Annotated in this window: 18 protein-coding genes; 3 read left to right on the top strand and 15 right to left on the bottom strand. The window is 69.7% G+C overall.

Annotated features, from left to right (window positions below):
• Nucleotides 1-23: 23 nt before the first annotated feature.
• The 11 genes from ACSFBC_RS18865 to mdeB form a co-directional block, all read right to left on the bottom strand.
• Entirely contained in the window at nt 24-689 is a 666-nt protein-coding gene (locus tag ACSFBC_RS18865; protein ID WP_435511881.1) for a class II aldolase/adducin family protein, read from the bottom strand.
• A complete protein-coding gene (gene otnK, locus ACSFBC_RS18860; protein WP_435511880.1) occupies nt 686-1,957 on the bottom strand; it encodes a 3-oxo-tetronate kinase in 1,272 nt (423 codons plus the stop codon). Before otnK ends, ACSFBC_RS18865 begins: the two co-directional genes overlap by 4 nt.
• The gene (locus ACSFBC_RS18855) at nt 1,954-2,250 is read right to left on the bottom strand and encodes a putative quinol monooxygenase (RefSeq protein WP_435511879.1); all 297 of its coding nucleotides are present in this window, start codon (nt 2,248-2,250) and stop codon (nt 1,954-1,956) included. The genes otnK and ACSFBC_RS18855 overlap by 4 nt, the downstream gene beginning before the upstream one ends.
• A gap of 17 nt (nt 2,251-2,267) precedes the next feature.
• Nucleotides 2,268-3,242 (bottom strand): Bug family tripartite tricarboxylate transporter substrate binding protein, encoded by a 975-nt coding sequence (locus ACSFBC_RS18850; protein ID WP_435511878.1) that lies wholly within the window; start codon nt 3,240-3,242, stop codon nt 2,268-2,270.
• Between the two features lie 85 nt (nt 3,243-3,327).
• Complete coding sequence (locus ACSFBC_RS18845) at nt 3,328-4,419, bottom strand: isocitrate/isopropylmalate dehydrogenase family protein (RefSeq protein ID WP_435511877.1); 1,092 nt, start codon at nt 4,417-4,419, stop codon at nt 3,328-3,330.
• 58 nt (nt 4,420-4,477) lie between these two features.
• Nucleotides 4,478-5,206: a GntR family transcriptional regulator gene (locus ACSFBC_RS18840; protein WP_435511876.1), complete on the bottom strand. Its 729-nt coding sequence runs from the start codon at nt 5,204-5,206 to the stop codon at nt 4,478-4,480.
• Between the two features lie 118 nt (nt 5,207-5,324).
• Complete coding sequence (locus ACSFBC_RS18835) at nt 5,325-6,302, bottom strand: 4-hydroxythreonine-4-phosphate dehydrogenase PdxA (protein ID WP_435511875.1); 978 nt, start codon at nt 6,300-6,302, stop codon at nt 5,325-5,327.
• A 7-nt stretch (nt 6,303-6,309) separates the two neighbouring features.
• Nucleotides 6,310-7,287, bottom strand: coding sequence for a Bug family tripartite tricarboxylate transporter substrate binding protein (locus tag ACSFBC_RS18830; RefSeq protein WP_435511874.1), 978 nt, complete (start codon nt 7,285-7,287; stop codon nt 6,310-6,312).
• Nucleotides 7,288-7,357: 70 nt separating this feature from the next.
• Nucleotides 7,358-8,323 carry a LysR family transcriptional regulator gene (locus tag ACSFBC_RS18825; RefSeq protein WP_435511873.1) on the bottom strand — a complete coding sequence of 322 codons (966 nt, stop codon included), beginning with the start codon at nt 8,321-8,323 and terminating at the stop codon, nt 7,358-7,360.
• Complete coding sequence (gene ltnD, locus ACSFBC_RS18820) at nt 8,320-9,213, bottom strand: L-threonate dehydrogenase (protein ID WP_435511872.1); 894 nt, start codon at nt 9,211-9,213, stop codon at nt 8,320-8,322. Before ltnD ends, ACSFBC_RS18825 begins: the two co-directional genes overlap by 4 nt.
• Nucleotides 9,214-9,304: 91 nt before the next feature.
• Nucleotides 9,305-11,953, bottom strand: a complete 2,649-nt coding sequence (mdeB, locus tag ACSFBC_RS18815; protein ID WP_435511871.1) for an alpha-ketoglutarate dehydrogenase — start codon at nt 11,951-11,953, stop codon at nt 9,305-9,307.
• A gap of 106 nt (nt 11,954-12,059) precedes the next feature.
• Between mdeB and ACSFBC_RS18810 the strand changes: the two genes are divergently transcribed.
• Nucleotides 12,060-12,527, top strand: coding sequence for an Lrp/AsnC family transcriptional regulator (locus tag ACSFBC_RS18810; RefSeq protein ID WP_435511870.1), 468 nt, complete (start codon nt 12,060-12,062; stop codon nt 12,525-12,527).
• Nucleotides 12,528-12,582: 55 nt separating this feature from the next.
• On the opposite strand, the gene ACSFBC_RS18805 is transcribed toward ACSFBC_RS18810, so the two are convergent.
• Both ACSFBC_RS18805 and mltA read right to left on the bottom strand, forming a co-directional pair.
• A complete protein-coding gene (locus ACSFBC_RS18805; RefSeq protein WP_435511869.1) occupies nt 12,583-14,802 on the bottom strand; it encodes a PhoX family protein in 2,220 nt (739 codons plus the stop codon).
• A gap of 484 nt (nt 14,803-15,286) precedes the next feature.
• The gene (gene mltA, locus ACSFBC_RS18800; protein WP_435511868.1) at nt 15,287-16,423 is read right to left on the bottom strand and encodes a murein transglycosylase A; all 1,137 of its coding nucleotides are present in this window, start codon (nt 16,421-16,423) and stop codon (nt 15,287-15,289) included.
• Between mltA and ACSFBC_RS18795 the strand changes: the two genes are divergently transcribed.
• Together ACSFBC_RS18795 and ACSFBC_RS18790 are read left to right on the top strand one after the other, a co-directional pair.
• On the top strand, nt 16,422-16,568 hold the full coding sequence (locus tag ACSFBC_RS18795) for a hypothetical protein (RefSeq protein ID WP_286555475.1): 147 nt from the start codon (nt 16,422-16,424) through the stop codon (nt 16,566-16,568). The genes mltA and ACSFBC_RS18795 overlap by 2 nt on opposite strands.
• A gap of 242 nt (nt 16,569-16,810) precedes the next feature.
• A complete protein-coding gene (locus ACSFBC_RS18790) occupies nt 16,811-17,452 on the top strand; it encodes a YiaD family glycine zipper/OmpA-like lipoprotein (protein ID WP_435511867.1) in 642 nt (213 codons plus the stop codon).
• Here the strand turns inward: ACSFBC_RS18790 and ACSFBC_RS18785 are convergent.
• Together ACSFBC_RS18785 and ACSFBC_RS18780 are read right to left on the bottom strand one after the other, a co-directional pair.
• Nucleotides 17,449-18,075, bottom strand: coding sequence for a response regulator transcription factor (locus ACSFBC_RS18785; protein WP_435511866.1), 627 nt, complete (start codon nt 18,073-18,075; stop codon nt 17,449-17,451). The genes ACSFBC_RS18790 and ACSFBC_RS18785 overlap by 4 nt on opposite strands.
• A 39-nt stretch (nt 18,076-18,114) precedes the next feature.
• Nucleotides 18,115-20,106 carry a two-component system sensor histidine kinase NtrB gene (locus ACSFBC_RS18780; protein WP_435512241.1) on the bottom strand — a complete coding sequence of 664 codons (1,992 nt, stop codon included), beginning with the start codon at nt 20,104-20,106 and terminating at the stop codon, nt 18,115-18,117.
• Between the last annotated feature and the right edge of the window lie 57 nt (nt 20,107-20,163).

Genomic DNA, 20,163 nt, shown 5'->3' with positions numbered 1-20,163 from the left:
CGTGTCTCTTGGTTTGGAAGGGGTTACCAGCGCGCACCGAAGTGGCGGCGCAGTTCGTCGATCTGTCCGGCCGTGAGCGGCGCCGGTTTCTCTGCAGCGGACAGCCAGAGTTTCGCCGTTTCTTCCAATTCTTCAAGCGTGGCCATCGCAGCGGCCGGCGTGTCGTGCCAGACGTTGGGGCCGAGCCGTTCGAGCATCACGGCGCGGATCGGCGTGCCCTGCGCGCCGCGCTGTTCGATCGCCCGCGCCACGGCTTCGGCGGCCTCCTCGGCGCCGGGTCGGTGGTAGGGAATGACCGGCACGTGGCCCACCTTCATCACGAAGTAGGGCGTGAGCGCGGGCAGCAGCTCTGCGTCGGTGCGCGGCTGCAGCGTGAGCGCCACGCAGTGCGTGCTGTGGGTGTGGATCACGCAGCGTGTCTGGGCGTCGAAGCGCGTGGCGGCCACGTAGATGCGACGGTGCAGCGCGATCGTCTTGCTCGCGCGGTCGCCGCCGGTCTGCACGCCCTGCGCGTCGAGCCGGGCCAGCCGCGCGGGGTCGAGGAAACCCAGGCAGGCGTCGGTGGGCGTGATCAGGAAGCCGTCGTCGAGCCGCACGCTGATGTTGCCCGCGGTGGCGTGCACGTAGCCGCGCTCGAAGAGGCTGCGGCCGACACGGCAGATCTCGTCGCGCGCCTGGTTCTCCGTCATGTCAGGGCCCTGAAGGCCTTGGTGAAGAAGTCTGCGCTGCCGAAGTTGCCCGACTTGAGCGCGATGTGCAGCGGCGCGGCTTCGGCCACCGCATGGCACCACGGCACGCCCGGATCGATTTGCGCGCCGATCTGCAGTTGCGCGATGCCCAGCGCCTGCACGCAGGCACCCGAGGTCTCGCCGCCGGCCACCAGCAGCTGGCGCACGCCGTGCTGCGCGACCAGGCCGCGTGCGATGGCCGCGAGCGCGCGCTCGACCATCGCACCGGCTTCGTCGACGCCCAGCTTCGCCTGCACCGCCTTCACGGCCGAGGGCTCGGCGGTCGAATAGACCAGCACCGGACCCTGGGCCAACAGCGGCGCGGCCCAGGCCAACGCCTGCGCGACCACGTCGTCGCCGGCCATGAGCCGCAGCGGATCGATCGCGAAGGCCGGGCCGCCGCCGTCGATGAAGTGCTGCACCTGCTGGTTGGTCGCGACCGAGCAGCTGCCCGACACCACGGCCTGCAGGCCGCCCGCGGGCGGCAACGCGCTGGCACCCGCCGACGGTGCGAGCCCGAAGTTGGCCGGCAGACCGATCGCCACGCCCGAGCCCGCCGTGACCAGCGGCATGCCGGCCAGCGCCGGGCCGAGCCGCAGCAGGTCGTCGTTGGTGACCGAATCGACGATGGCCACGCCCACGCCGTCGGCGCGCAGCACGGCGATGCGTTCGCGGATGGCCGCGTCGCCCTGCGCCACGGTGCGATGGTCGATCAGCCCGACCTTGCGGCGCGTTTGTGCCTGCATCACGCGCACCAGGTTGGCGTCGGTCATGGGCGTGAGCGGATGGTCCTTCATGCCGCTGTCGCTGAGCAGCAGCTCGCCCACGAACAGATGGCCCTTGAACACCGTGCGGCCGTTGTCGGGGAAGGCCGGCGTGGCGATGGTGAAGGCGGTGTCGAGTGCGTCCATCAGCGCCTCGGTCACCGGCCCGATGTTGCCGGCCGGCGTGCTGTCGAAGGTCGAGCAGTACTTGAAGTAGATCTGCTGCGCGCCCTGCGCCTGCAGCCAGCGCAGCGCGGCCAGCGACTGGTCGATGGCCTGCTGCGCGGGGATGGTGCGCGACTTGAGCGCGACCACGACCGCATCGACCTCGGCCAGCAACGGCCCTTCGGGCACGCCGATCACCTGCACCACGCGCATGCCCGCGCGCACCAGGTTGTTGGCGAGGTCGGTGGCTCCGGTGAAATCGTCGGCGATGCAGCCGAGCTTCAAGACGCTGCCGCTCATTGCGGCACCGCCAGCACATGCGTGCGCACCGCCTTGCGCACGACCCAGTCGCGCGTCAACGCATCGAAGGCGAGGAAGTGCGGCGAGGCCAGGTGTGCCTGGATGGCGGCCAGGTCGTCGTACAGCTCGTAGAGGAAGAAGGCACCCGGGTCCTGCGGGTCGCGGCACACGTCGAAGCGGCTGCAGCCCGGCTCGTCGCCGAGCGAACGCTGCGCGTTGTGCGCGATGGCCTCGGCGAAGGCTTCGGCCTGCGCGGGTTGGATCTGGAAGTCGACGAGCAGTGCGTGGGTCATGGATGCGTGTGTGTGGTTCAGTCCAGGCTCAGCTTGGCCTTGGTGGCCAGTGTGGCGAATTTTCCCATCTCGGACTTGATCTGGGCGCTCATTTGTTCGGGCGTGTTGCCGACCGGCTCGGCGCCCATCTCCAGCCATTGCTTCTTCATCTCGGGCGTGGCGAGGATGCGGGCCGAATCGGCGTAGACCTTGTCGATCACCGCCTTCGGCGTGCCGGCCGGCGCCATCAGGCCGAACCAGGTCGCGATGTCGAAGCCGGTCAGACCCGCTTCCGACAAGGTCGGCACGTCGGGCAGCGCCGACGAGCGCTTGGCCGTGGCCACCGCCAGCGGGCGCAGCTTGCCGCCCTTGATCAGCGGCAGGCAGGAGGCCACGGTGTCGAACATCATCGTGGTCTGGCCGCCCATCAGGTCGACCAGCGCCGGGCTGCTGCCCTTGTAGGCGACATGCAGGATGTCGGTGCCGGCCATGTCGTTGAACTGCTCGCCGATCAGGTGGTGCGCCGTGCCCGCGCCGGTGCTGCCGTAGCTGAGCCTGCCGGGCTGCGCCTTGGCCTGCGCGATGAGCTCGGTCACGTTCTTCGCGGGGTTGGCGGTGGAGACGATCAGCACGTTGGGCACGATGGCCAGCACCGTGATCGGCGCCAGGTCCTTGCCGAAGTCGTAGGGCAGCTTCTTGTAGACCGACTGCGCGATCGAGTGGTGCACCGCGCCCATCAGCAGCGTGTAGCCGTCGGGCTGCGACTTGGCCACGTAGTCGGCGCCGAGCGTGAGGCCGGCGCCGGGCCGGTTCTCCACCACCACCGGCTGGCCCCAGGCCTCCGAGAGCTTCTGGCCGATGGCGCGTGCGATCTGGTCGGTGCTGCCGCCGGGCGGAGAGGGCACGACGATCTTCACCGGCTTGGTCGGCCAGGCCGGTGCCTGGGCTTGCGCGGTCCAGGGTGCGCTCAAGGTGGCGGCCGCGAGCAGGGTGGCTTTCAGGAAGCTTTTCATCTTTTGTCTCCGTCACTGTGGTTTGAAAAACGGGACGGCGGGCGATGCCCGCCGGCGACGCGCATGGCGCACCGCGTTGCCCTGCCTACATGGGGCGCAGCGCGGCGACCACCGCGCGCGTGATGTCGGCCGTGCCGTGCGTGCCGCCGAACTCCATCGGTCGCACCTGGCCGGAGGCGAACACCTGCTCGACCGCGCGCTCGATCAGCGCGGCACCGTCGGCCAGCGCGCTGTCGCCGTTGCGATCGGCCAGCCACTCGAGCATCATGGCCGCCGACAGCAGCATCGCGGTCGGGTTGGCCTTGCCCTGACCGGTGATGTCGGGCGCGGTGCCGTGCGCGGGCTGGAACAACGCGTGCTTGTCACCGATGTCGCCCGAGGGCGCCATGCCCATGCCACCGACCAGCGCAGCGATCAGGTCCGACAGGATGTCGCCGAACATGTTCTCGGTCACCAGCACGTCGTAGGTCCAGGGCTTCATCACGAGGTTGAGCGCCATCGCGTCAACGTAGCCGCTGTCGGCCGCGACCGCCGGATGGCGCGCCGCGACTTCCTCGAACACCTTGCGGAAGAAGGCCATCGAAGCGAAGACGTTGGCCTTGTCCACGTTGGTCACGCGGCCCGCACGTCCCAGCCGCTCGGCGCGGCGGGCGGCCAGGCGGAAGGCGAATTCGCAGATGCGCGTGGTGCCGTGGCGCGTGATGCGCATGGTGTCGAACACCTCCTCGTCGCCGCGCACGTCGCCGCGGCCGCGCGCATAGAACAGGCCTTCGGTGCTTTCGCGCACCAGCACCAGGTCGATGTGCTCGGCCTTCGGATGCGACAGCGGCGTGGGCAGGCCACGGAAGGTGCGGATCGGGCGCACGCCGGCGTAGAGGTCGAAGTGCATGCGCAGGTCGAGCTGCGGAATGATCTCGGTGCCGTCGGCACCGCGCACGTGCGGCAGGCCCATCGCGCCGAACAGGATGGCGTCGGCGGCCTCGCAGCTGCGCAGCGTGGCCTCGGGCAGCGCGACGCCGCTGTCGAGGTAGTGCTGTGCGCCCGCGGGCAGCCACTCCAATGCCAGCGCGCGGCCGATGCGCGGCTGCACGGCCTGCAGCACGGCCTCGGCCGCGTGCATGACTTCGGTGCCGATGCCGTCTCCGGGCAGGACGGCGATGCGGTAGTTCTTTTCCATGGGATGGGCGCTCGTGTGTGACTTGAAATCGGGAGGAAAAAGGGCGAAGCGGCGCGGCCTACATCTGCTGCAGCCGGTAGCGCTCGAACAGCGCCAGCAGCTCGCGACTCGCGCGCTGGCGGTGCGCGCGGTTCACCGCCGACGCGCCGGCCGAATCGCCGGCACGCAGGCATTCCACGAGGGCGGTGTGCTCCTGCGTCGAGTTGACCGGCTTGGGCCGCAGCCGCAGCGTGAACATGCGGGCGCGGTGCGCGCGGTCCCAGTGGCTGAAGACCGCGTCGGTCAGCAGGCGGTTGCCGGCCATCGTGACCAGCTGCGCATGGAAGGTCTCGTCGGCGCGGGCCCAGGCATCGAGATCGTCCCTGGCCAGCGCGCGCTCCATCGCCTGCGTCGCCTGCACCAGCGGCGCGAGCTCGGCGTCCGAAGGGCGGCGCGTCGCGACCAACTCGACGGCCAGGCTCTCGAGCGCCGTGAGGATCTCGTAGATCTCGCGCATGTCGGTCGCCGACATCGGCAGCACGCGCATGCCGTGGCGCGGGATCACCTGCACCAGGCCTTCGCGCTCGAGCCGGATCAGCGCCTCGCGCACCGGCGTGCGGCTCAGGCCGAGTTCCAGCGCGATCTCCTGTTCGAGCGCCTGGTGGCCGGGCGGCCAGACGTTGTCGAGGATGCGGCGGCGCAGGCCTTCGTAGGCGACGTCCTTGCGTGACGACGAGGGCGACGCGGCGTTCCGGGCGGATTGCGCGGCACTGCGTGCTTCGGTGGGCTGGAGCTTGGGGCTGGGCATGGAAGGCGATCGGCGATTAACGTATGGATTAATGTATACGTTGATTCGCGCAGGCTGGCCGTGGGAAAACCCTGGCCTGGCGCGGCATCGGTGCGTCGCGCCAGGCGTTCGTGGTTGCTCAGGCGCCGGTGCGTGCCCGGTGGCTCGTGCCCATCCGGCAGGCCAGATCGAAGGCGCTGGTCATGGCCGTGGCCTGCGCCGTGCCCTGGCCGACGATGTCGTAGGCCGTGCCGTGCGCGGGCGTGGTGACCGGGATCGGCAGGCCGCCCTCGACCGTCACGCCGATGTCGAAGCCCAGCAGCTTGGTCGCGATCTGGCCCTGGTCGTGGTACATCGTGACGATGCCGTCGAGGTCGCCGCGGCGCGCGCGCACGAAGATGGTGTCGGCCGGGTAAGGCCCCAGCGCGGGAAAGCCCTGCGAGGCTGCGAGCAGGATGCCGGGCTCGATCACCTCGGCCTCTTCGCTGCCGTAGTTGCCGTTGTCGCCGTTGTGCGGATTGAGGCCGCACACACCGATGCGCGGCTGGGCGGTGCCGGCCGCGCGCAGTGCGTCGGTCAGCATGCGGATGGCGCCGGCCACGCCTTCGGGCGTGAGCAGCGACGAGACTTCCTTGAGCGCCACGTGCGAGGTCACGCGCGCGGTCCACATCGGGCCCAGCACGTTGAACTCACCGCAGGGGCCGCTGTAGTCGAGCAGCTTGGCGAACCAGCGCATCTCGTCTTCCTCGTGCATGCCGCCCATGCGCATCGCGCCCTTGTTGAGCGGCGCGAAGCACAGCGCGTCGGCCTGCCCGTCGGTGACCAGGCGCGTGCCCAGCGTCAGGCTGTCGAGGATGAAGCGGCCGTTGTCGGCGCTCGCGACCGAGGGCGCGAAGCGCGCATCCTGGCCGGCCCATTCGACGAAGCGCAGGCGCTCGCCGGCCACGGGCAGCGGCACGCCGGCCGCGCGCGCGCCGGCTTCGAGCGCCTCGCGGCTGGCGATGAGCTGGATGTCGGCCTTGGCCGCGGTGGCTGGGTCGGCCAGCAGGCGTGCGACGATTTCGGGGCCGATGCCGGCAGGGTCGCCGATGGCCAGTGCGATGCGTGGGAGTGTCATGGGGGGCTCAGTCCAGCTTGATGTTGCGTTGCTTGATCAGGGCGCCGAAGCGCTGGTAGTCGGCGGCCTGCAGCTGCACGAACTGCTCGCGCGTCAGCGTCGACGGCGTGCCGCCCAGCGCGCGCAGCTTGGTCTGCACCTCGGGCAGCTGCAGCGACTTGTTGAACTCGGTCACCAGCCGGTCGAGCGCCGGCGCGGGCGTCTCGGTCGGCGTGTACATCGCGTACCAGGTGCTCATCTCGGCGTTCTTCAGACCCAGCTCGGCCAGCGTCGGCACGTCGGGCAGTTCGCTCGAGCGCTGCGGCGTGGTCACCGCCAGCGCGCGGAACTTGCCGGCCTTGATCAGCGCCATGGCCGAGGAGGTGGTGTCGAGCATCAGGTCGACCTGGCCGGCAAGGATGTCCGAATGCGCCTGCGAGCTGCCCTTGTAGGGCACGTGCACCATGCGGGTGTCGCTCGCGGCCATGAACAGTTCGCCCGCGATGTGCTGCACGCTGCCGATGCCCGAAGACGCATAGCTCAGCTTGTCGGGCTTGGCCTTGATGTCGGCCAGCAGCGCGCGGAAATCCTTGGCCGGGTTCTGCGCATTGACGATGAGCACGTGCGGCACCGTCACCACCATGCCGATCGGCGTGAGCTGCTTCAGCGGATCGAAGCCCAGCTTCATCAAATGCGGCGCAATCACCTGCGGCGAATTGGTCGCCATCAGCAGCGTGTAGCCGTCGGCCGGCGCCTTCGCGGTCAGGTCGGCCGCGATGGTGTTGGCAGCGCCGGGCCGGTTGTCCACGATGATCGATTGGCCCAGGCCCTGGCCCATCTTCTCGGAAAAGATGCGGGCCACCACGTCGGTGCCGCCGCCGGCCGAGGCGCCGACGTTGATGCGCAGCGGCTTGCCGGGAAAGGCCGCAGGTTGGGCATGCGCCGCGAGCGGGGCGGCAGCGGCGAGCGCGAGAACCGCGAGCGCGCGTGCAAAGGCGTGGGTCATGGGGGATGTCTCCTGTTGTGCGCGGACTGTAGGAGAGGCCGCGCGCCGCGGCCATCGCTCATTGCGCGACTCAGGATTCGCGGTTCGCGAATTCACCCGGGCACAGCATGGCCGCGACCGTGAGTGCGGCCGAGGACATCGCCGCGGCCGGCTGGTGGCACAGCGTGAAGCGCCGCGCGGCCCAGTCGTCGTCGATGTGCAGCCGGCGGAAGGCCTTGCCGCCCGCGAAGCTCTGCGCCACGGCCTGCGGCATCAGGCCGATGCCGATGCCCTGCGCGATCATGGCCGTCATGCTGTCGAAGCTGCCCACGTGGATGCGCATGCGCAGCATGTGCTGCGCCTCCGAGGCCATGCGCGCGAGCGTGGTCGAGATGGCCGAGCCTTGCGTGAGGCCGATCACGTCGTAGGGCAGGAAATCCTCCAGCCGCACGCTGCGCCGCGCGGCCAGCGCGTGGCTGGCGTGCACCACCAGCACCAGCCGGTCCTCGTGGTAGTGCATGGCCGGCAGCGCCAGGCCGCCCTGCGTGCTCTCGTAGATGCCCAGGTCGACGACACCGCGGCTCACGGCCTGCAGCACGCCCTGGCTGTTGATCTCCTGCAGGTCGATCTTGATGCCGGGGTAGGCCGCGTGGCAGCGCTGCAGGTCCTGCGGCATGAACTGCAGCACGGCCGAGGTGCAGGCCGCGATGCGCACCACGCCCTTGTCGCCGTGGCGGAAGGCCTGCGCGTCGTCCTGCATGCGCGCCACCGCGTGCGCCACGCTGCGCGCGTGGGCCAGCAAGGTGCGGCCCGCGTCGGTCAGCGCCATGCCGTGCGGCAGGCGCTGGAACAGCGGCACGCCGAACTGCGCCTCGAGCTCCTTCATGCGGCGCGAGGCCGCGGCCGGCGCCAGCGCGATGCGCTCGGCGGCGCGCGTGATGCTGCCCGACTCGGCCGTGGCGATGAACAGCCGCACCGTGGTCAGGTCGAAGTGCACCCGGCCGGGCACCGTGTCCGGCAGGGCGGCCGCGGGCTTCGCGGCGCGCGTGTGCTTCACTGCTTCGTCGCGCCGGGCAGCGTGATGCCCGGGAAGATCTTGATCACCGCGCTGTCGTCTTCCTTGGCGAAGCCGGCGGTCGAGGCCTGCATGAACATCTGGTGCGCGGTCGAGGCCAGCGGCAGCGGAAACTTGCTCGCGCGCGCCGTGTCGAGCACCAGGCCCAGGTCCTTCACGAAGATGTCGACCGCCGACAGCGGCGTGTAGTCGGCCGCGAGCACGTGGGCCATGCGGTTCTCGAACATCCAGCTGTTGCCCGCGCTGTGCGTGATGACCTCGTACAGCGCCGCCGCGTCCACGCCTTCGCGCAGCCCCAGCGCCATGGCCTCGGCCGCCGCGGCGATGTGCACGCCGGCCAGCAGCTGGTTGATGATCTTGACCTTGCTGCCCGCGCCCGCGCTGTCCCCCAGCCGGTAGACCTTGCCCGCCATCGCGTCGAGCACCGCACCGGCCCGGGCATAGGCCTCGGGCTTGGCGGCCGACATCACGGTCATCTGGCCGCTCGCGGCTTTGGCCGCGCCGCCGGAGATCGGCGCGTCGATGTAGTGCAGGCCGGTGGCGTTCAAGCGCTGTTCCAGCGCCACCGACCAATTCGGGTCGACGGTCGAGCACATGACGAAAGTGCTGCCGGCCCGCATCGTGGCCGCGGCGCCGTGCTCGCCGAAGAGCACGGCCTCGGTCTGCGCGGCGTTGACCACCACGCTCACGACGATGTCGCAGGCCGCGCCGACGTCGGCCGGCGTGGCATGCGCGACGCCGCCGCCCTCGGCGAAGGCCGCGGCCGCGCCGGGCCGCACGTCGCAGACGTGCACTTCGTATCCGTTGCTGCGCAGCGTCTGCGCGATGCCGAGGCCCATGGCGCCCAGGCCGATCAATCCGACTGTGTTCATTGCGATGCCCGCAGGCGTGCTGGTTCAGGAGGGCCCGACCATACCCCGAGGCTGCGCGCGCACCAACGGGACAAGCCCGTGGGCGAGGGGGTCAGCGGAGCGCGTGCTTCGCCGCGCGCACGATGCTGGCCGCATCGACGCCGAAGAAGTCGCGCAGCGCGGCGCGCGTGTCGCTGCGGCCGAAGCCGTCGGTGCCCAGCGTGAGGTAGCGCCGGCCTTCGGGCAGGAAGGCGCGCACGCTCTCGGGCACGGCGCGCACATAGTCGGTGGCGGCCACGATCGGCGTCTTGCCCTTGCCCAGTTGCTGCGCGATGAAGGCGGTGCCGGCCTCTTCGCCGTTCAAGGCCCGTGCCTGGCAGGCCGCGCCGTCGCGCGCGAGTTCGCTCCAGCTGGTGACGCTGATCACCTCGGCCGCGATGCCCTCGGCTTCGAGCTGCTGTGCGGCCTTGACCACCTCGGTCAGGATCGCGCCCGAGCCCAGCAGCGTGACCTGGGGCTTGGTGGCCTTCGACGACGCATCGCGCCAACCTTCATAACGCCAGCAGCCGCGCAGGATGTCGGCCGCGGCCTCGGCGGGCACGTCGGGCTGCGCGTAGTTCTCGTTCATCAGCGTGACGTAGTAGAAGACGTCGCGCTGCGCGACCATCATTTCCTGGATGCCGGCATCGACGATCACCGCCATCTCGCCCGCGAAGCCCGGGTCGTAGGCCTTGCAGTTGGGAATGGTCGCGGCCACCAGGTGGCTGGTGCCGTCCTGGTGCTGCAGGCCTTCGCCGCCCAGCGTGGTGCGGCCCGAGGTCGCACCCAGCAGGAAGCCGCGCGCGCGCTGGTCGGCCGCGGCCCAGATCGCATCGCCCACGCGCTGGAAGCCGAACATCGAGTAGTAGATGTAGAACGGCAGCATCGCCAGCCCGTGCACGCTGTAGCTGGTGGCCGCGGCGGTCCAGCTCGCGATGGCGCCGGCCTCGCTGATGCCCTCTTCCAGGATCTGGCCGTCGGTGGCCTCGCGGTAGCTCAGGATCGAGTCGATGTCCTCGGGCGCATAGCGCTGGCCCACGCTCGAATAGATGCCGACCTGCTTGAACAGGTTGGCCATGCCGAAGGTGCGCGCCTCGTCGGCCACGATGGGCACCACGCGCGGGCCCAGCGCCTTGTCCTTCAACAGATTGCCCAGCATGCGCACGAAGGCCATGGTGGTGCTCATCTCCTTGCCACCGGCCGCCAGCGCGAACTGCGCATAGGCCGCGAGTTCGGGCTTGGGCACGACCGCGCAGTCGGTCTCGCGCCGCGGCATCGAGCCGCCCAGTGCCTCTCGGTGCGCTTTCAGGTAGCGCATCTCGGCGCTGTCCTCGGCCGGCTTGTAGAAGGTCAGCGAGGTGGCCTGGCCGTCGGACAGCGGCAGGTCGAAGCGGTTGCGGAAGCCGATCAGGTCCGCGCTCTCGAACTTCTTGTGCGAGTGCGTGGTCATCTTGCCCTGGCCCGCGGCGCCCATGCCGTAGCCCTTCTTGGTGTGGGCCAGGATGACGGTCGGCTGGCCTTGGTGTGCGGCCGCCGCGGCATAGGCCGCATGGATCTTCACCAGGTCGTGGCCGCCGCGCTTCAGGCGGTCGATCTGCTCGTCGGTCATGCCCTGCGCGAGCTTCTTCAACTCCTCGTTCTGGCCGAAGAAGGAGTCGCGGTTGAAGCGGCCGTCCTTGGCGGCGAAGGTCTGCATCTGGCCGTCGACCGTGTGCGCGAAGGCACGCGCCAGCGCGCCGGTGGTGTCGCGCGCGAACAGGCCGTCCCAGTCGCTGCCCCAGACCAGCTTGATCACGTTCCAGCCCGCGCCCGCGAACAGCTTTTCCAGCTCGTCGACGATGCGGCCGTTGCCGCGCACCGGGCCATCCAGGCGCTGCAGGTTGCAGTTGACCACCCACACCAGGTTGTCAAGCTTCTCGCGCGCGGCCAGCGTGAGCGCGCTCATCGATTCGGGCTCGTCCATCTCGCCGTCGCCGAACACGCCCCAGACCTTGCGCTGGCTGCAGTCCTGCAACTGGCGGTCGCTCAGGTAGCGCATGAAGCGCGCGTGGTAGATCGAGCTGATCGGACCGATCCCCATCGAGCCCGTGGGGAACTGCCAGAAGTCCGGCATCAGGTAGGGGTGCGGGTAGCTCGACAGGCCGCGCGCGCCGCTGCCCTGGGTGAAGGCGGGGGCGGTGAGTTCCTGGCGGTAGTGCAGCAGGTCGCCTTCGCTCAAGCGGCCTTCGAGGTAGGCCCGCGCATAGACGCCCGGCGCGCTGTGCGGCTGGAAGAACACCAGGTCGCCGCCATGCCGCTCGTTGCGCGCATGGAAGAAATGGTTGAAGCCGACTTCGAACAGGTCGGCCGCGCTCGCATAGCTCGCGATGTGGCCGCCGAGCTCGCCGTAGGCCTGGTTGGCGCGCACCACCATCGCCAGCGCGTTCCAGCGCATCAGCGAGCCGAGCCGCTCCTCGATCGCGAGGTCGCCGGGGAAGGCGGGCTGCGTGTCGACGCCGATGGTGTTGACGTAGGGCGTCGAGAGTTCCGGCTTCCAGCCGATGCGCTGCTGGCTCGCGACCTGGGCCAGCGCGTCGAGCATCTGGCGTGCGCGCTCGGGCCCCTGCGTCTGGGCCAGCGCGGTCAGCGCATCGCGCCATTCGGCGGTTTCCTGCGGGTCGGGATCGTGGGCGTCGGGGGTCATGAGGGCGTGCAGCTGCGAGGCGGAAATCGGTGCATTCATAGCAGGCACTTTAGGATGCTACGCGCCGCATGAGCTGCCGTGAAGGGCCGATTTTTGCCCTTTGTGCCGCATAAAATGCCGAAAAAGCAATCTCCGGCGGCATTTCATGAAACTCGATCCCATGGATCTGCGCATCCTCGACGAACTGCAGCGCGACGGTGCGCTGTCCAACGTCGAACTGGCGCGGCGCGTGCACCTCTCGCCCTCGCCTTGCCTGGCGCGCGTGAAGGCGCTGGAGGCGGCCGGCGTGATCGACCGCTACGTGGCGCTGGCCAGCGCGCAGGCGCTGGGCCTGGGGCTCAACGTGTTCATCTCGATCAGCCTGCGCACGCAGGGCAAGGAGTCGCTGGCCGACTTCGAGCGGCGCATCGCCGAGCACGACGAGGTGATGGAGTGCTACCTCATGACCGGCGACCGCGACTACCTGATCCGCGTCGCGGTGGCCGACATGGCGGCGCTCGAGAAGTTCATCATGGAACAGCTCACGCCGATCCCCGGCATCGAGAAGATCCGCTCGAGCTTCGCGCTCAAGCAGGTGCGCTACAAAACGGCGCTGCCGCTGCCTCGGGGTTGAGGCAGCGGCAGCGCGGGGTCTTCACGAGGAGGCCCGGCGTTGCACCGGGCCGTGATCAGAGGCCGATCAGGCCGCCGTCGTCACGGGTGATCACCAGCGTGGCCGAGCGCGGGCGCGACATGCCGCCGTCCGGCCAGTGGCTGCCAAACTTGCTTGAGTCGTCGGTACCGGTCGACGGTGGGGTTTCACCCGGGTGCTGGATGTTCACGAACAGCGCGCGACCGTCGCCCGATTCGGCGATGCCGGTGAGTTCGCAGTCCTTCGGGCCGACCAGGAAGCGGCGCAGGCCATCGCTGCCCGGCGCCTTGCCGACGAAGGTGTCCTGCGTGCGCGTGATGGTGCCGTTGGCGCTGGTGTTCGTGATGGTCTTGGCCGCACCGTCCCCGACACGGCCTGGGATGGCCGCCAGCAGCATGCAATTGGTCACGTCGGTGTAGGCGCCGTCGTCGGTCTGCAGCCACAGCAGGCCCGGTGCGGCCTCGCTGAACCACATGCCGTCGGGGCTGGAAAAGTCGTTGTCTGCGCTGAGTTGCGACACGTTGACGTCGGGTGCCGCGACCGAGCGCGCGCCGAAGAGGTACACGTCCCACTTGAAGGTCAGCGCAGCCGGGTCGCCGTTGGTGTCGGCGAAGCGCACGATGTGGCCGTTCGGGTTGCCCGAGCCGCCCTTCGGGTCGGTGTAGAAGCGCGGGTTGGCCGCATCGGTCTTGTCGATCGGACGTGCGCTGGCATTGGTGTTGGTCAGCGTGACATACACCTCGCCGGTCTTCGGGTTGACCGCGGTCCATTCCGGACGGTCCATCTTGGTGGCGCCCACCACGTCGGCGGCCAGGCGCGTGTTGACGGCCACGTCGGCGGCGTCGGCGAAGGCATAGGCGCTGTTGCTCGCCGTGATGCCGTTCACGCCGAAGGCCAGTTCCACCCACTGGCCGGTGCCGTCGGCAGCGAACTTGGCCACGTAGAGGCGGCCTGCGTCCATGTACTTGTCGCCGGCGGCCAGGCCGCGCGTCGCGTCGGCCGCGTCCCAGAGGGCGGTCGAGACGAACTTGTAGATGTACTCGCCGCGCGAGTCGTCACCCATGTACCAGACCAGCGGCTTGCCGACCACGACCGGGCCCAGGCATGCGCCTTCGTGGCCGAAGCGGCCGAGCGCGGTGCGCTTCTTTGGCGTGGACAGCGCATCGAAGGGGTCGATCTCGACGACCCAGCCGTAGGTGTTGGCGCCGTTGCGGTAGTCGGCGAGGGCGTTGGCGCCGCGCACTTCGGTGTTCCAGCGGCCGTACAGGTCGTCGCTGGTGTCGGGCGTGACGGTGGCCCACAGTTCGCGGCCGGCGCCGGCGACGCCATAGCGTGCGAACGATGCGAGTTCCTTGGCGCTGCGGTTGGGCCTGTCGGTGTCGGCGATACGGCGGAAGTAGCCGGCCCAGTTCTCTTCGCAGGCGAGGTAGGTGCCCCAGGGCGTGGTGCCGTTGGCGCAGTTGTTGACCGTGCCGCGCGTCATGCTGCCGTCGGTCGAGTACTTGGTCTTCAGGTAGTCGGTCTTGGCGACCGGGCCGGAGAAGGCCATTTCGGTCAGCGTGTGCACGCGGCGATTGAAGCCCGAAGCCTGCTTGTAGCTCCACTTGTTGGCGCTCTTGCTGACCTCGATCACGCTCACGCCGTGCAGGTAGAACTCGCGCAGCACCTCTTCGGCGACGGTGCGGACGCCCGCATTGATGGTCTGGCCCGTGGGGTGCAGGAACAGCGGCGTGATGGCTTCGTGGTTCATCACCAGCAGGCCGCGGTCGGCCGCGCTGTGGCTCCACTTGCCGGCGGCGTCGACGCCGAAGAAGGTCATGCCGTCGTGATGGTCGCCGGCGCGGCGGTCATAGGTGGCGGCGGCATCGGTGCCGTCGTTCTTGTACGCCGGCACGCCCGTGGCGATCGGGTCGCCCAGGCGGTAGAGCACGCTGGCGGTGTAGCCGGCGGGCACGACGACCGCGTCCGCGAGGCTCTTGGCCACGGGGTTGAAGCCGAGCTTGGGGGCGGCCGGTGCGGGCGCCGGCGCGGGTGCCGGGGCCGGAGCGGGCGCAGGTGCCGGGGCGGCAGAACTGTCGCTGCCGCCGCCGCAAGCGGTCAGCAGGGCCGCGCCGGCCGTGCCCACGCCCAGGCCGAAGAGTTTGCGACGGCTCAGGCGCGCGGCGATCAGATCGTTGAACTCGGGGTTCTTCGTCGTGTTGTGGCCGATGTCGTCGGGATCGAGCGAAGGCGCCGCAGTCAGGGTCTTGGCATTCATGTGCACTGTCTTTCGTGGGTTGAACGGGTTCAGCCCGCGACCATAGGCAGCCGCGATGACAGTGCAGAGAAAATCGTGTGTCAGTTCGATGAAAGTCGGGCGCTGTGCGGTGACCACGCCATTCGTATCAAGGCCAGGGACACCGCGGAACCGGCTTCGCCGGGCCGCCGGTGTCGCCCCCTTGAGGGGGAGCGCCGCAGGCGCATCGGGGGTGGTCCAGTGACACCGCGGAACCGGCTTCGCCGGGCCGCCGGTGTCGCCCCCCTCAAGGGGGAGCGCCGCAGGCGCTTCGGGGGTGGGCCAGGGACAGCGCGGAACCGGCTCTGGCGGGCCGCCGGTGTCGCCCCCTTGAGGGGGAGGGCCGCAGGCGCTTCGGGGTGGGCCAGGGACACCGCGGAGCCGGCTCTGCCGGGCCGCCGGTGTCGCCCCCTCGAGGGGGAGGGGCGCAGCCACACGCAGTGGGCAAGCCCTTCGGGGGTGGGCTTTATTTAGGCCAGAGCGCCCAGAGTCGCAGCGGCTGGTTCACCGTCGCTGCGAGCTTGCCGGCTTCCGCGCCGGTACCGGCGAAGTAGTCGGCGCGCACGGCGCCGAGAATGGCGCTGCCCGTGTCCTGCGCCACCACCAGCTTCTGCAGCTGCACGGACGGACCGGGCGTGGTCAGCCAGACCGGCGTGCCGTAGGGGATGCTGTCGCGGTCGACCGCGATCGAGCGGCCGGCGGTCAGCGGCACGCCCTGCGCACCGCGCGGGCCGAAGGCGGCATCGACCTCGGTCAGTGTCTCTTCACGGAAGAACACGTAGCGCGGGTTGCTCCACATGAGCTGCGACACGCGCTGCGGATTCTGCGCGACCCAGGCCTTGGTGTCGTCGGGCCAGCGGCTCACGCGCCCCGCGCCCTGGTTGATCAGCCACTGCTGGATGCTGCGGTAGGGCTGCTCGTTGGTGGCGGCGAAGGCCACGCGCACGGTGTGCTGCCGGCCGTCGGGCTCTGTCAGGCGCAGCCGGCCCGAGCCCTGGATGTGCAGCATCATCGCGTCGACCGGGTCGGCCATCCAGGCGATCACGCGGCCGCGCAGCGCGGCCTGCGCCTCGGGCAGGGTTTCGATCTGCTCGCGCGTGAACCAGGGCCGCTTGGGCACCAGGCCGACGGGCGTGGCGTGAACCGGCACGTTGAACTGCGCGGTCTGCTGGCGCGAGGCCTCGTAGACCGGCTCGTAATAGCTGGTGAGCTGGCCCTCGCTCTGGCCCGTCAGCGATTCCACGCGGTAGGGCTGCAGGCGCTCGGTCATCCACCGGCGTTGTGCGTCGGCATCCGCGATCGCGAGGCGCCGCACGTCCTGGCACAAGGGCGCGAAGGCGGCGTTGGGGCGCGCGCAATTCGACACCATCGCATCCCAGCCTTCGTGCGTGGCATCGTCGTTGAAGCCCGGCAGTTCGGACCAGGCCACCGGCACCCAGCGGCTCTTGGGGTGCGCGAGCGACCCGGTGAGCGGGCCCAGCACTGGCGGGGGGCTGCTGCCGATGGGCGGCGAAGGCGTGGGCGGGATGCGCGTGCCGGTCGAGCAGGCTGCGAGCATTGTTACGATGGCCGTCACCACCAGCCACCGGAGTCCTTTTGTCATGGGTCTGATTTTGCTTGAAGCGCTCGGCGCCCTCGTGCTGCTCGTCTTCATCGTGTGGTGGACCATGTTCTCCGGCCGCAAGGGTGGCGAAATCGACCCGGTGCACAAGGCCGACGCGCCGGAAGACACGCCGCCCCGCGGCTGAATGTCACGCTTTCCCTGTCGGGCGAGGCCGCATCGTATCGTGGGGTAACAGCGATATTGCTATTCATTTGATAGCTGTGAGGCCTTTGCCTTGATGGTTTTCAAGAGGATATGGACCCCGGATCGTGACATGCCGCGGCCTGCGCGCCGACATTTCAGCCCTGCTTTCGTCGGGATAATTGACCGGCATCCCGCGGCAGATCATGCTGCGGCGTCTCTTAACTTCGATCGAAGGAATCCGCCATGAAAAAACTCGTACTCGCCACTGCCGCACTCGCCGTCGTCCTGACCGGCTGCGCCGGCATGAGTGACACGCAACGCAACACCGGCATCGGCGCCGGCGTCGGCGCTCTGGGCGGAGCCGCGATCGGTTCCGTCACCGGCGGTCGCGCCGGCACGGGCGCGGCCATCGGTGCCGGCGTGGGCGCACTGGGCGGCTACCTGTGGTCGCAGCGCATGGAAAACCAGAAGCGCGAGATGGAAGCCGCCACCCGCGGCACCGGCATCGGCGTGACGCAGACGGCCAACAACGAGCTCAAGCTCGCGATCCCGAGCGACGTGTCCTTCGACACCGGCCGCTCGGCCATCAAGTCCAACTTCGCACCGGTGCTCAACCAGTTCGCCAACGGCCTGCGCAACAACCCGAACGCCGAAGTCCGCATCATCGGCCACACCGACAGCACGGGCAGCGACACCATCAACAACCCGCTGTCGGTCGACCGTGCCGCCAGCACGCGTGATTACCTGATCGCCCGCGGCGTGCCGTCGAGCGCCTTCCGCATCGAAGGCCGTGGTTCGCGCGAACCGGTCGCCGACAACAACAGCGATGCGGGCCGCGCGCAGAACCGCCGCGTCGAGATCTACGTCGGCGAACGTCAGGGCTAAATCCCGCGCAGCAGGTTGGCCAGTTCCACGGCCGACTTGACGTCCATCTTCTCGAACAGGCGCGCACGGTGGACCTCTACCGTGCGCACGCTGATGGACAGCTGATCGGCGATCAGCTTGTTGGGCAATCCTTCGACCACCAGCCGCATCACGTCGCGCTCTCGATCGGTGAGCTCGCCGATGCGGCCGCGCAAGGCCTGACGCACAGCCTGCGCTTGCACCGCCTGCAGCGAGGCGCCCAGCGCCTTCTCGATGCGGTCCACCAGCGCGTTGTCCGAGAACGGCTTCTCGCAGAAGTCGAAGGCCCCGCGCTTGACCAGGTCGACCGCGGTCGGCACATCGGCATGGCCGGTCAGAAAGATCACCGGCATCGAATCCAGCAGACCGCGCTCGGCCAGGCGGTCGAACAGCACCAGGCCGCTGGTGCCCGGCATGCGCACGTCCAGCAGCAGGCAGTGCGGCTGCGGCAGCGGCGGCATGCTGGTGATGTAGGCCTCGAAGGCATCGGCCGAGGCGAAGGGCTCGCTGGCCAGCCGGCGCGAACGCAGCAGCCAGGCCAGCGCATCGCGCACGCTCGCATCGTCGTCGACGATGAAGACCAGGCCATCGATCAGGGGTTGCATCTCATTTTTCTCCAGGCCGAAGGCGCATCGGGGCGGGCTTCATGAGGCCATCGGCAGTGTGAATCGGAAAACGGTGCCACGCGGCCGGTTGGGCTCGAACATCAGCACGCCGCCGTGTTGTTCGACCACGGTGCGGCAGAGGCTCAAACCCAGGCCCATGCCATCGGGTCGCGTGGTGAAGAAGGGCGTGAACAGGCGCTTGGCCACCTCGTCGCTGATGCCGCTGCCGACATCGACCACCGTGAACACCAGCCAATGGCGCATGTCGGCCGGCGCGCCCTCCACCCGCAGGCTGCCCGCACGGGCCACGCGCAGCAGCAGCACGCGTTCGCGCAGCTCCGGCATGTCCATGGCCTGCATCGCGTTGCGCGCCAGGTTCAGCAGCACCTGCTCGACCAGCGTGCGGTCGCACTGCACCGACGGCAGTCCGTCCTCGAGCACCACCTCGACGCGCACGTCGAGCTTGCGCGCCTGCAGCCGCACCAGCGGCAGCACCGCGTCCAGCAGCGCCTGCGGTGCCACGGGCTCGCGGGTGCGGTCGCGTCGGCGCACGAAGTCGTGCACGCTGCGGATCACCTGGCCTGCGCGATCGGCCTGCTCGGCGATGCGCCGCACCGCCATCGCGACCTCGGCGTTCTCGCCCTCGGCGTCCTGCAGCAGGTTGAGCGAGCCGGTCGCATAGCTGGCGATGGCGGCCAGCGGCTGGGTCAGCTCGTGGCTCAGCAGCGAGGCCATCTCGCCCACGGTCGCGAGCCGGGCACTGGCCTGCAGCCGCTCCTGGCTGGCGCGTGAGAGTTCTTCCACGCGGCGCTGTTCGCTGATGTCGATGAAGGCGCTCATCCAGCCGGTCTGCACACCGTGGGCGTTGATCAGCGGGGCCTCGAAGATCAGCACCGGGAAGCGGGCCCCGTTCTTGCGCATGAAGACCGATTCGAAGCCCTCGCGCGGCGGCAGGCCGCCGGCCAGCCGCAGGGTCTGGCGCTTCTGGTATTCGTGCGCCAGTTCGGTCGGCCAATAGGGCGCTTCGCCGAAACCCGCGGCGACCAGTTCCTCGGCGCTGAAGCCCACCATTTCGCAGAAGGCCGGGTTGACGTAGGTGATGCGGCCTTGCAGGTCGCGCGCGCGCAGGCCGGTGACGACCGAATCCTCCATCGCCTTGCGGAAGGCCAGCGTGTCGGCCAGTTCGCTCTCGGCGCGCAGCCGGCGGCGCGTGTCGCGCGCCAGCAGCACCAGCACCGAGACCAGCGCGATCGAGATGGCGGTGACCAGGGCGGTCAGCAGGTTGGGAAACACATCGGGCGCGGCGCGCCAGCCGTCGACCCGCAGCACCAGCGCCGTGCCGGGCAGGTCGATCAGCTGCTGCGTGCTGAACACGCGGCTGCCGATGCGCCGCGCCGTGCCGACCGATGCGAGCCGCGTGCCGTCGGGCTCGGTCAGCGAGACCTCCTGGCCGCGCCGCAGCGTGGGGGCGACCAGCTCGATCAGCATGTCGCGCAGCGCGTAGGTGGCGATCAGGTAGCCGCCGGCCTCGAGCGGTACGCACAGCTCCATCACCTCGAGGCCGCCGCTCTCGGGCAGCGCGACGTAGTGGCTGGGCGAATAGGCGGCGCCTTCGAGCTTGTGCGCGGAGGTGCAGGCCTGCGACACGTCGGTCTGTGCCGACCGGCGCGCGGCCTCGTCGAACAGCGTGATGCGGTAGGGCGTATCGGCCTCGGCCAGCGTGCGCAGCGCACCGTCGCGCCATTCGAGCCGCAGCCACTCGCGGTGCCCGCGCATCAGTGCGGCCGACTCGGCGGTCCAGCGCGCGCGGTCGAGTCCGCCCGCGGCGAGTGCATGCAGCCCCTGCACATTGCGCTGCAGGCCGGCGCGCAGGTCGGCCGCCGCATCGGCGGTGTCGCGGTCGAGTGCCGCCTGCACCTGCTCGGCTTCGTGCCGGCCGGCCAGCCAGACCACGGTGCCCAGCAGCGCCAGCACCAGGAGCGCCAGCAGCACCCAGAGGAACCAGCGCTGCCATACCGAGCGCAGGCTCAGGAAGGCCTGCCCGCCAAAGCGGACGGCAAGACGCGTGGCGAGGTTCTCGCGCGGCGC

The organism is Variovorax frigidus, assembly GCF_051216515.1.
In the GTDB taxonomy this organism is placed as follows: domain Bacteria; phylum Pseudomonadota; class Gammaproteobacteria; order Burkholderiales; family Burkholderiaceae_C; genus Variovorax.
This window is presented reverse-complemented; position numbering and strand designations above follow the sequence as displayed.

Bases quoted from the DNA above. Each gene is read 5' to 3' on its own strand.
- mltA (WP_435511868.1), bottom strand. From the start codon at position 16,423: ATGACAAAAGGACTCCGGTGGCTGGTGGTGACGGCCATCGTAACAATG.
- ACSFBC_RS18795 (WP_286555475.1), top strand. From the start codon at position 16,422: ATGGGTCTGATTTTGCTTGAAGCGCTCGGCGCCCTCGTGCTGCTCGTC.
- ACSFBC_RS18855 (WP_435511879.1), bottom strand. From the start codon at position 2,250: ATGACCCACGCACTGCTCGTCGACTTCCAGATCCAACCCGCGCAGGCC.
- ACSFBC_RS18805 (WP_435511869.1), bottom strand. From the start codon at position 14,802: ATGAATGCCAAGACCCTGACTGCGGCGCCTTCGCTCGATCCCGACGAC.
- ACSFBC_RS18850 (WP_435511878.1), bottom strand. From the start codon at position 3,242: ATGAAAAGCTTCCTGAAAGCCACCCTGCTCGCGGCCGCCACCTTGAGC.
- ACSFBC_RS18840 (WP_435511876.1), bottom strand. From the start codon at position 5,206: ATGCCCAGCCCCAAGCTCCAGCCCACCGAAGCACGCAGTGCCGCGCAA.
- ACSFBC_RS18810 (WP_435511870.1), top strand. From the start codon at position 12,060: ATGAAACTCGATCCCATGGATCTGCGCATCCTCGACGAACTGCAGCGC.
- mdeB (WP_435511871.1), bottom strand. From the start codon at position 11,953: ATGAATGCACCGATTTCCGCCTCGCAGCTGCACGCCCTCATGACCCCC.
- ACSFBC_RS18830 (WP_435511874.1), bottom strand. From the start codon at position 7,287: ATGACCCACGCCTTTGCACGCGCGCTCGCGGTTCTCGCGCTCGCCGCT.
- ACSFBC_RS18790 (WP_435511867.1), top strand. From the start codon at position 16,811: ATGAAAAAACTCGTACTCGCCACTGCCGCACTCGCCGTCGTCCTGACC.
- ACSFBC_RS18835 (WP_435511875.1), bottom strand. From the start codon at position 6,302: ATGACACTCCCACGCATCGCACTGGCCATCGGCGACCCTGCCGGCATC.
- ACSFBC_RS18865 (WP_435511881.1), bottom strand. From the start codon at position 689: ATGACGGAGAACCAGGCGCGCGACGAGATCTGCCGTGTCGGCCGCAGC.
- ACSFBC_RS18785 (WP_435511866.1), bottom strand. From the start codon at position 18,075: ATGCAACCCCTGATCGATGGCCTGGTCTTCATCGTCGACGACGATGCG.
- ACSFBC_RS18845 (WP_435511877.1), bottom strand. From the start codon at position 4,419: ATGGAAAAGAACTACCGCATCGCCGTCCTGCCCGGAGACGGCATCGGC.
- ltnD (WP_435511872.1), bottom strand. From the start codon at position 9,213: ATGAACACAGTCGGATTGATCGGCCTGGGCGCCATGGGCCTCGGCATC.
- otnK (WP_435511880.1), bottom strand. From the start codon at position 1,957: ATGAGCGGCAGCGTCTTGAAGCTCGGCTGCATCGCCGACGATTTCACC.